Origin of the sequence: Lentibacillus kimchii, from assembly GCF_042666895.1 — a bacterium.
Classification (GTDB): Bacteria; Bacillota; Bacilli; order Bacillales; family Amphibacillaceae; genus Lentibacillus; species Lentibacillus kimchii.
The window spans coordinates 1-10,764 of the sequence record NZ_JBHTGR010000030.1 but is presented as its reverse complement, the minus strand read 5'-3'; the positions used below and the strand labels follow the sequence as shown (position 1 = coordinate 10,764).

Here is a 10,764-nt window from a genome sequence, read left to right as displayed (position 1 = left end):
GTTAAAGCAGCAGCAGGCTGCTTAGAGGAATTTTAAAAAAATACACATTAGAAATTCTGCAGGTCTTTGCGTTTTTAATAAGAGCAATTATGAAATTGATTCAACTAATTCAATTTTATTTTTCAAGATTCCTAGATTGTAAAATTAAGCGAGACACAAAAAAGAATATGTCATGATATACTCAATCTAAATCTATCAGTAATGAACAGAATATCGATATCTATTCCGCTAACCCTGGCACAAACAAATACGATAAACGCACTGATCGAAAACGGTGCGAATATAGATATTCGTGATAACAACTTGGCTAATGTGCTTTTGTATGCAGGAGCAAATGGACTGCTTGACATCGTAAAACGTGCAGTTGCGGCCGGCGCAGATACATCGATTACTAATCGCTTTGGATGCACAGCGCTTATACCTGCATCAGAACGCGGGCATGTGGATGTAGTGAATTGTTATGGTCGCTGCCTTTAAACCTAAAGAATTTTCATCTGCATCTAAATTTAGATTATACAAGAATGAAATGACATTTTTGCGAGGACCGATATTGTGCCGCATTCATGTATCATTACTTGCAAAATAGGCTATGATATCTTCGGGTAAAACGTCTAATAAGCCATCTTCTTCGATGGAAGACTGCTCGAATAAGCGGTTGGATTGCAAACGAATAATCTTCTCAACCATTGTCCTTATATCGCGCCCATTACCTTCCATGTTCGCACTCAAACCATCGATATATTTTTTCAGTGTTTGGCTACCCATATCTGTTAGAGCAAATCCCTTGGACTTAAACAGTTGCCGAGCAATTAAAAATAACTCGTTAGCATTATAATCCGGAAAGTGAAACGTATTGGTAAAACGTGATGATATCCCGGGATTGACTTTTAGCAACTCATTCATATGCTGCTGATAACCTGCTAAGATAACAACGATATCCCCCTGATGATCTTCGATGAGTTTTATGAGCGTATTAATCGCTTCTTTTCCAAAATGATCATCGGCAAGCGCATAGGCTTCATCGATAAATAGTACACCGCCAAGCGCATCCATAAATACGTCTTCCGTTTTTAATGCGGTTTGACCGAGGTGGCCGGCCACTAAATCAGATCGAGACACTTCGACCAGATGTCCTTTTTTAAGAATGTTAATACTCTTAAAAAGATCAGCCAGCACTCTGGCAATTGATGTTTTCCCCGTACCGGGATTACCTGTAAAAATGAAGTTCAACGCTTGATCACTTTTATAATCAGGATTTAATTGTTTCCTTTTTTGATTAATGATCTCTTGTTTATATAGTGTTCTGACCATATCTTTTATGTGATCCAGTCCGACGATGTTGTTTAACTGTTTTTCTAGATCAAAGGGCTTTTCTTTTTCAAAGCCAAAGTCCTCTAAATGCAGGGTGTCCATTTCTTTCTCGGATACATCGGTATTGGCCAGTCTGGCTGCTTGTTTTTTAATGGCATATTCCACAGTTTGCCGTGCCAATCTCCCGTTGCCGCCATCTGTTTTACCTTTGATTTGATGTTGTTCAAAAAAGCTAAGCAGTTGTTCCCTGGCCTCAGTATCAATCAAATATCCCTGCGACAAGGCATGATTAAGTGCAATCTGCACAAGCTCATCGTTGGTATAGTCACTAAAATAAAATGTTTGTGTAATTCTGGATTGTAGACCTGGATTTACTTTGAGCAATTCATCCATTTCGTTTGGATAACCGGCAAAAATAACAACCAGATTATCCTTATAGTCTTCCATAGCCTTTACAAGCGTGGCAATCGCTTCCCGGCCAAAATCATTTTCATCACCGTTAGCGAGGGAATATGCCTCATCTATGAATAAGACCCCGCCCATAGCGCTATTAATCTTTTGCTTGGTTTTTACAGCGGTGTGTCCAACATACTGACCAACCAAATCCGAACGATCCACTTCGATCAAACGATCCTCGCTCAAAAAGTCAATGGCTTTTAAGTAATCTGCAATCAATCGGGCTACCATCGTCTTGCCTGTGCCCGGATTGCCCTTGAACAGAAAATGCAGGGGAAGTTTTTCCGACTGATCCCCTTTGGCTTCACGTTTCTTACGATTGACAACATAATCTTGTAAATCTTTTAAAGACGTTTTCACCTCTTGCAAGCCTATTAATTGCTCGATTCTTTCTTGGATAGCTTGCAGATTTTCTCCCGTTTGTTTAACGGCAAGTAATATATGTGTTTCTTCTTCATCTTTTAACATTACCTGGTGATTGTCATATCGGAGCTCAAACGTGCGATCTTCCACCTGATTAACGGCAGAGATAAAGAATTGATTTAATGCTTGGTATATTTGGTTGACAGCAGCTTTTAAGCTTGCTGCACCCCCTTCGTCAAAATAATGATTTATCATGCCTGTAAATTGATCGGGGTCATACTGGATCGTGATTCCAAGATTTGTCTTGATTGTCTCGATACAGTCATCCATCATGGATCGGAATAAGCTTTGCACATCCTTATCTTCCAAAGCAGGTAATGTTAACGTATAAGTGAGTTTGGACCGACTGGATTCTGTAAAGATGTCCAATGCCTTTTCCAACTTGTTATACGTATAAAAAAACAGATATTGCTCCGTTGCCTCTATTGAATCAAAACTGTCAGCAGCCAGCATTTGATTTACTTTTACCAACACACCGTTCTGATAGATATACCTGCCGTCCAGATAAATACGTCCTTCGCTTACAATACTATTTAAATGAGCTATTAAATCAATCGGACACTGATCAACATTTTTAAAAAGCGTAACCTTACTTTTGCCCATAAACGCGTTATAAATATCGACAAAAAACATTTCCACGATATTCTCATCCGCATTATATTGTGCTAAATCAATCACCTGCAGCGCATTACTATCAATTAAATCGTATTGATAAAGAGTATCAAAAAAAACAGAAAGCGTTGTTTGCACGCCTCGACTTTTAGGGCTTGAAATAAGAGCTGCTTCTTTATATTGATAGATAAATTCAGATGTTAATAGAGACTTTTGTAATAGCTGTGAAAGAGAATCGATCAAATCTTCCTGACCGTAAATCATTTTGTAGACATCTTGTTCAACCCCGCGGAGAATTTGTTTATTTTTGTAAAAAGGACTTTTGGTTGTTGTGCTTTTGGATTTTATGTCTGAGTACAGACTTTGTATCTCCGGATCATTTGGTTTTCGTATATAAAGCTTTTTACATAATTTCTCTGCTTGTTCATAGGCTCCTAATTCACACAATCGGGATACAATGACTTTCTGTGCCTCGATATCATGTTTAATCACTTTTTCTTTTGTCAAAGAGGTTAGATCGTTCACCATTTCATCCTGTTTCGTCTGATCCTCTGGTATCACTGAGTGCTGCTTGAGCCCTTGAGCACCTTGATTTTGATAGGCTTGTAGGAAACTCATTGTATCACCCTTTTTACTAAAAAATCACTGCTGTCTATCACCTTAATGAGTTAATATATTTACGGTTCAGTTCATATTTTGGCACGCGTCCATACTTCCAAGTAAAATAACCTGCCGCTGCCATAAAGACAATCATGATAAAGTTGAAACTAACCAATGCATTGAAAAATAAAGGCACAATAAGAATAAACAGTGCTAATATTTTATATCTATTTTTAAAAGAAAGAGCATCATTCGCTTGCGATATCCGATGGTTCACAGCATCTTTGAACGAATTATTCTGTACATATTTGGATGCTTCAGAAAAGTCATCTTTCCCTTTTAATGTACTGTCTCTATCAGTGAAATAATAATCTGATCTACCCCTGCCAAAATTAACTTTTTGTGCCTGGGACAGACCTCTATTGTAATACAAGGTGCCTAAGTCTCCTCGCGCACTATCGCTTAGACCATGGTTTTTTTCAACTTTCTTTAAAATATTAATAGCCTTATTAATTTTGCCTCTTTCTTGGGCAATTGAGGCAGATTCTTCCATATAAGTCGGGTTATCTGGTTTAATATGTAAGGCCTTTTCCAGAAATTCTTCCGCTAAATTCAATTTTTCAGACTTTTTCAGATCCTGTCGGTTATATTGACAAAGAAATGCTATATAATAAAAGAAATCCTCATTTGGCAACAAATTAATAGCCCGCTTAATTTCATACAAGGCATCGCCGTATTCCTTCCAAAAGAAATGAGCTTTGGCGAGTGCCTCCCATGCATAGGGATGATTACCATTTACTTCGGTTGCTTTAGTCGCTACTACAATCGCATCGGCATAATTATCTTGATTGATCAGTGCAGTTGCTTCTTGTATTAATTCATCAGCCGGGTCCATAGACGTGCTCTCATCATGTGGGTCCACTTCGTTTGGGATGGTATCATCACCTTGCTGTTCATAAGCCTCTCTTAGTTGATGATCATACTCCTCCCGTTTTACGGGATCGAGCAATATCTCCCGTGCCTCTTGTAATGCTTCCATTTTTTCAGAAGCTTCACGCTGCTTTTGAGGATCAGGAGCGTTAACACGTTTTCGCCATTTTTTTAAGCCAGAATTAATGGCTTCGTCGATGGCTTCGTCGCTCGCATCGCCATTCAGACCTAATAGGTCATAATAGTCCTCCATTTCACTCTACCTCCATGGCTAACATTGTTTCTTGTCTCTCCTCGTATTCTTCCTGGGTCAGATTGGACTGTCTTTCAATCACAAATTCACCCAGATCCACTTGATTCGATAAATCTTTCGCACCAACGTGAACAATGCCATTTTTATCATAGGCAATGTTGATTTCTAACGGAGAACCCATCGGCAGGTTATCAGGTAAAGCAACCTCAGAAGTCCCAATGATAGTGACATAGTCCGGATCCTCATCTTCTCCTTCGGTAACCTGCACCATAACTGATTCCTGATTGTCTTGAACAGTGACAAAACTCTTCGATCTTTCACAAGGAATTTCTGTATTTCTTTCTAATATAATAGAATTCTCATCGGGATTTTGCCCATCACCGGTAATAATACCCAAGCTATGTGAGTTTACATCACGAACAACAATATGATGACGGCTGTCCTGATCAGAAGGTTCGATTGAGGATGCCTGTACAGCAGCGCCAAGTGCCACAACTTCATCAGGGTTCAAATCTTTTGAAGGTTCAATACCTGTGAGCCGTTCAATCATATCCGAAATGGCAGGTGTTCGTGTGGACCCCCCGACCAATAAAACCTTTGTGATATCGTTCCAAGTTAAATTAGATTCCCCGATTGTTTCTTCCATGATTTGGCTCGTCCTAGCAAGATATGATTCTATTAAATCGTTGAATAATGTTTTAGTGATTTCTTTGCGGATTGTTTGTCCCTGTGAGGATACAGCAACGAGTGACTTATCTCTTTTAGTAAGTGACTTTTTACATTTTTCCGTGCTGTCTCTTAAATCCTGCATGGCCATATCATCATCATACAAGTCCAAACCAGTTTCTTCTTCAAATGCATCTGCTACATAATTAAAAATGGCATTATCAAAGTCGAAGCCGCCTAAATTGGCATCGCCGTCGGTCGCCAATACTTTAACCTCGTTGTCTTGTATATTAACAATACTGATATCAAATGTGCCCCCACCGAGGTCATAAATGGCTACATTCTGATCTGTTGTCTTCTCTTCTAAGTTGTAATAAGCCAGGGCAGCAGCTGTTGGTTCATTGATAATCTTGAGAACATTGACACCAATCATTTCTGCAGCTTCTTTTGTAGCATTACGCTTGGCATCATCAAAATATGCTGGCACGGTGATCACCACATCAGTTATGGTTTCACCCAATTCCTGTTCTGCATCCTGTACAATTCTTTTAAGAATAAATGCTGATGCTTCGACGGCTCCAATGAGCTGATCGGTACCGGGAAGTGGAAATTCAAAACTGTTATTGCCCATTTGTCTTTTGACAAACTGAATGGTATCTTCCGATTGAAACGCTGCGGCTTCTTTTGCCGTCATGCCAATAATTGCTTTTTGATCTTCTATTAAAATAACAGAGGGTGTTGTTCTTTCACCATCACTGTTTTTAACGATCTCGGGTGAGCCATGCTCATTGATATATGACACAGCCGAATTCGTTGTACCTAAATCAATGCCTACTTTCATATAAACCCTGCCTTTCTTTCCTGCAATTTCCATCACTTCAGACATATTATAACATAAACTATCATTTTTTATAGGCCCTTCATGAGTTATCACACTTTGCAAAACCTCCTAAGTCAATCTCATACATATGTCTATGAGTTTAGATCCTGTCATGTCATCCAGCCAGCTTGACGTACATGTTAAAAGTAATTTAATTAAATATTACAAATTAATTCGGCGTGCTGGGCGTATTTACAACCATAAATTGTTAAGATAGTATGAATTCAGATCTCATTTTCGAGCTGAATTTTCTATTACATATTGATAAAAGGGGTGGTTGGAAATATGAAGAACAAATTTCTCACCGGGATCAATAAAGAATTCTTAAAACGAAACTTGCTGCCACTTGCTTTAATCACAGCTATTTTTACAACCGTTATGAATACCTATGCTGATAAAGGCCTAACGTATCTATTTAATTTGAATAATGAATCGATTTATACTTACAACTACTCACTGGGCTTCTTTGGCATATTCTTTGTAATTCCTTCCGCATTATTAGGTACATTGATCGTAAAAGGATTGCTTAAATTACAAAACAAATTTTCTTCATCAGAAACGTCAGATCAGCTATGGTTCCTATCTGTTCCGTTTTTTGAAAAACTGTTTAAGATTCTGGGCAAAGGTGCCCATTTTGCAGGAAAAGCACTGCTTGCAGTCTGGAGGGTTGTCTTCACTTTAATAGGGACGTTCGTTAAGGCGATCAGTCCCAGTTCTACCCGAGGCGGCGGAAAACATACTGGTGGGCTAAGCGGAGGACCTCGCCACTCGGGTGATAACCGAAAAGAAGTTAAAAAACAAGCGGAGTTCCAAGCCAGACAAAAACAAAAAGAGGCGGATGTTGCTTGGAAACATGCAGATAAACAGGCTCGCTATAATGTGAACACCCATCATTTTGATAAACGATACCATAGAGCAGACGCAAAACAGAAAGAAGCAAATGAAGCTTCTAAAAAAGCGCGGAATTTATAATCGCTTTTCTTAAACATTCAACATTTTCTCACCAAATAGAACAACGACAGGTTTTCAGCATTAAACGTTTCAACCGAATCATGCTTAACAGACATTCAACGATTAAACCACGCTTGGTTTGGTACCAAGCGTGGCATTATTATACTAAAATTAAACAAGAAGGATCACTTCCTGTGAAAAGATCCAACCGCTTCAAGGGTTGGATCGCTGTATTTTAATCACACTTCGGAAAAGTCAATGGTCTCCAAAAATACTTCATGTAATATACTCGTGTCTGTGACAGCTTTGATCATTGCTGTTATATATCTTTCTTTATCCATCTTTTCATATTGCCAAATGATGCCTTTTTCTAAGGCATACAGATAAATAAAAGTGCGGATTGTTCGGCCATTCCCTTCTCGAAAAGGATGAAGCATATTCAGTTCTGATTTAAAATAAGCCAAACGTTCAGCTGCTTTCTTCAACGAGTCCCAGGGTGGTTCTTCATCTAGCTGACGAAACAGATTCGTTGCATAGTCGTTCACATACTCAAATTGGCAAAAGAGCGTATCCATTTTCTTTAATTGAACATTTCGAAATTGACCCGCAAAAGGATAAACATCTTGAAAGAAATGAAAATGAAGCTTCTGGAATCCATTCATTGTAAGAGGGATACTTGCATATCCTTCTTGCTCCAATTCTGATGCACGAAGAGAGAAAGCCAACGATTCCCCTTCCTCTAATTCTTCATGTGATTGAGCATCCAGCAAGTTATTTTCTAAAAGATAATCGTCATTATCCTATTCATTATACTTTGCCATGTTCCATTAAATCCTTAATAAGGTCAGGAGTAATTTCAGTTCTTGAATTAACAATATTTATAACACTTTTTTGCTTTTCAAGGGTTAGGTTAAGGTTTTCTAAATTCAGATTTTGCAAAACTCTTTTAAATTCCTTGGATTACAATGTTAATTCTTTCAAAACACCAGCCCCTTTTTCGACGCTTCAAAAAAAAACACCTGTGATAGCGCATAAAACGATCACAAGTGCTTAACTCTTCCTTGTTTAAAAAGCAGACCATATTATAATATAATATGGAACGCCATCTTGATAACGATTATTTTTAAACAGGTGATGACTTTGTTCAATATTGTCGCTGAATTCACTATGATATTCCGTTCGCATCAGACAGCCCTTTCGACCGCCTATAACCTGCTTAATACCAATTTTCAGGAATACAGCGTTTTGTCGCATGATATTTATCAGGATTTACACAATATACATGTCAAATGCACATTGGATATTAACCATAAACCAGAAGATCCATACCGGGACTTGCGGGATGAACTACACTTCAGATTCACACCTGATATGAGTTTTGCCTCGCTTTATATCCATGCGACAGATATGACGCAATCGCCGGCATTATCGTTTGTCCGTTTGATCGATCGCTCATAAGGAGACGGGGCAGGTATGACTCCTGTTTCTGGCTTGTTCATAGCTTCTGCATAAGTTCCGTTAAAAACTGATACACGTCTTTTCGTCTGTGAATGTTCAGGTGCTTATACACGGTGCTGACATAATCCCGGACGGACTTCTCAGCCAGTCCAAGCTCAGCTGTGATCTCCTTATTGGTTTTCTGATGATATAACAGCTGCAGGATCGTTAAATCACGATTTGTTACCTCAATACCTTTTGCCTGTAACAGCTGTTGCATCCGCTCCTTCTCATCATACGGCTTCTCATGCACACTGCTTATGAGAGCTTTGGCTATCTCACCAGCGATCACATACCGCCCATCATAAAACTGCCGGATGATTGCAGGCAATCGCTCAGGTTCTGTATCTTTCAGGACAAGACCAGTCACGCCCAGCTCAACTGCCCGGACAATCCATCCTATATCCGCAGAAGGCAGGAGATACAGAAATTTATTTGCTGGAAAGCGCCGGTGTAAACGATCTTGTAATGGAACGTTATCTGCTTCAGTATCCAGCAAAATAATATCCGGCTCTGCCTCTGCTGCATTGATATCTGTCACCGTCTCAGCATATCCTGCTGCATGCATGTCGGATTCCTGGTTTAATAAGTTTATCATCTGCTCGGAATATACGTGATTAGTAGCCGCTAGTAGAATGGTTATCACTATGTATCTCTCCCGATTAGTTTGTTTATAAAGCTATTAGCTGCACTGCGACACTATACCCTTATACATTTTATACAAACTTAAAAAATAATAATTATTATTAAATAATTGATTGGGTTATTTTATCATTCTGCTATATTAGACTCAAAGGAAAGACATAGTCATTGAGGTGATTGAACATCCATTTGATTGTAATCTTTTCAATGGCCAAAGTGCTGCATCATCAAATCCAGCTGTTATGCTTAATATCGGCAGATCTTATTAACCATTCAAGTTATTAAAAACATAATAACAATGGTGACGGCGGCGATAGGAAAGATAGAACCGCTTTAAGCTTATACGCTGTGAAAATTCTTGTTATGTCATTGTTACTGCCCCCGCTACTTGACTAATGACCTTTAAATGATAATATTTAAAATAATAGAATCATAGATATATTTCGTGGTATCAGTAACATATAGAAACGCAGGTTTTTCCGTTCATCCGATGAAAGGAGATATCAAATGGATTTTTTTGCAGACGTTTTTCACTCGATATATGATTATATCACCAGCGAAACTTTATGGATGACAGTAGGCAAAACAATACTAAAAATGGTCGCTATCATACTCGTTGCATTTGTTTTAAAACACCTGGGAAACAAAGTCATTAATACTGTCTTTAGAGACAAGAAAAAGTCGCGGATAAAGCTGACAACAAACAGACGGGAACAGACATTAAAAAATTTATCCAAAAACATTCTGTCTTATCTCATCATGTTTTTAGCCACCATGATGATCCTGGATGCATTTAATATACCCATTAAAACAATGCTTGCGGGAGCTGGGATTGCCGGCCTTGCTATCGGTTTTGGGGCTCAGAGTCTGGTCAGTGATATTATTGCAGGTTTCTTTATCATCTTTGAGGATCAATTCTCAGTTGGCGATTATATTGAAACGGGCGAAATCGAAGGAGATGTCGAAATCATCGGGCTGCGCACCACGAAATTAAGAAGCTACTACGGTCAGACATATGTTATTCCCAATGGTAAAATCGATATTGTAACCAACTATTCTGCAAGCAATGGCTTTGCAATGGTTGAAGTCAATGTGCCATATGAAACAGATATCATGAACATTGAAAAAATCATTAGCAACGTATTAACAACCTTGCCGTACAAATACGAGATATTTGTCGGAGAACCCGAAATCAATGGTCTGCAGGCACTTGAGTTATCTAATTATGTCATGCGTATTCGTGCGGAAACCCTCCCCGTCATGCAGTGGGCAGGTGGAAGGCTCATTCGAAAAGAAGTCAAAGAAAACTTGTTCGAGCAAGGTATCGATATCCCGTCACCAAGAATCGTCTTCTCTTCAAAAGATGATCATAAAAAGTCCGATTACCGTGAAGTGCAGCAACAGGGCTGACACTTACACTTAGTGATCACTTCCTATCGTTCGACAAAAACCGGGAAGTGACAGTAGTCCGTACCCCTTATACTGGACACATAAATGATTCGACATTTACGCTGCGAGTATGAGGGGAGGTTTTAGAATGTCT

The 10,764-nt window shown here is 38.9% G+C and carries 8 protein-coding genes and 1 pseudogene; 4 read left to right on the top strand and 5 right to left on the bottom strand.

What is annotated here, in order from left to right:
* Positions 1-255 precede the first annotated feature (255 nt).
* Positions 256-453 (top strand): annotated as a pseudogene (locus ACFQU8_RS09645) (ankyrin repeat domain-containing protein); the annotation flags it as partial.
* A gap of 108 nt (positions 454-561) precedes the next feature.
* On the opposite strand, the gene ACFQU8_RS09640 reads toward ACFQU8_RS09645, so the two are convergent.
* From ACFQU8_RS09640 to ACFQU8_RS09630, 3 genes are read right to left on the bottom strand one after another with little or no spacing between them, the layout of a single operon-like run.
* Positions 562-3,420: an AAA family ATPase gene (locus tag ACFQU8_RS09640; RefSeq protein ID WP_382359212.1), complete on the bottom strand. Its 2,859-nt coding sequence runs from the start codon at positions 3,418-3,420 to the stop codon at positions 562-564.
* 37 nt (positions 3,421-3,457) lie between these two features.
* Positions 3,458-4,585, bottom strand: coding sequence for a J domain-containing protein (locus ACFQU8_RS09635; RefSeq protein WP_382359209.1), 1,128 nt, complete (start codon positions 4,583-4,585; stop codon positions 3,458-3,460).
* A gap of 1 nt (position 4,586) precedes the next feature.
* A complete protein-coding gene (locus ACFQU8_RS09630; RefSeq protein WP_382359206.1) occupies positions 4,587-6,137 on the bottom strand; it encodes an Hsp70 family protein in 1,551 nt (516 codons plus the stop codon).
* Between the two features lie 372 nt (positions 6,138-6,509).
* On the opposite strand from ACFQU8_RS09630, the gene ACFQU8_RS09625 reads away from it, so the two are divergent.
* The gene (locus tag ACFQU8_RS09625) at positions 6,510-7,103 is read left to right on the top strand and encodes a cell envelope integrity protein TolA (protein ID WP_382359203.1); all 594 of its coding nucleotides are present in this window, start codon (positions 6,510-6,512) and stop codon (positions 7,101-7,103) included.
* A gap of 218 nt (positions 7,104-7,321) precedes the next feature.
* On the opposite strand, the gene ACFQU8_RS09620 is transcribed toward ACFQU8_RS09625, so the two are convergent.
* Positions 7,322-7,852, bottom strand: coding sequence for a Fic/DOC family protein (locus ACFQU8_RS09620; RefSeq protein WP_382359200.1), 531 nt, complete (start codon positions 7,850-7,852; stop codon positions 7,322-7,324).
* Between the two features lie 337 nt (positions 7,853-8,189).
* Between ACFQU8_RS09620 and ACFQU8_RS09615 the strand changes: the two genes are divergently transcribed.
* Positions 8,190-8,540 carry a hypothetical protein gene (locus tag ACFQU8_RS09615; RefSeq protein WP_382359197.1) on the top strand — a complete coding sequence of 117 codons (351 nt, stop codon included), beginning with the start codon at positions 8,190-8,192 and terminating at the stop codon, positions 8,538-8,540.
* Between the two features lie 37 nt (positions 8,541-8,577).
* Here the strand turns inward: ACFQU8_RS09615 and ACFQU8_RS09610 are convergent, their stop codons facing one another.
* The gene (locus ACFQU8_RS09610; protein ID WP_382359194.1) at positions 8,578-9,177 is read right to left on the bottom strand and encodes a LuxR C-terminal-related transcriptional regulator; all 600 of its coding nucleotides are present in this window, start codon (positions 9,175-9,177) and stop codon (positions 8,578-8,580) included.
* A gap of 551 nt (positions 9,178-9,728) precedes the next feature.
* On the opposite strand from ACFQU8_RS09610, the gene ACFQU8_RS09605 reads away from it, so the two are divergent.
* Positions 9,729-10,631 (top strand): mechanosensitive ion channel family protein, encoded by a 903-nt coding sequence (locus tag ACFQU8_RS09605; RefSeq protein ID WP_382359191.1) that lies wholly within the window; start codon positions 9,729-9,731, stop codon positions 10,629-10,631.
* Positions 10,632-10,764 lie beyond the last annotated feature (133 nt).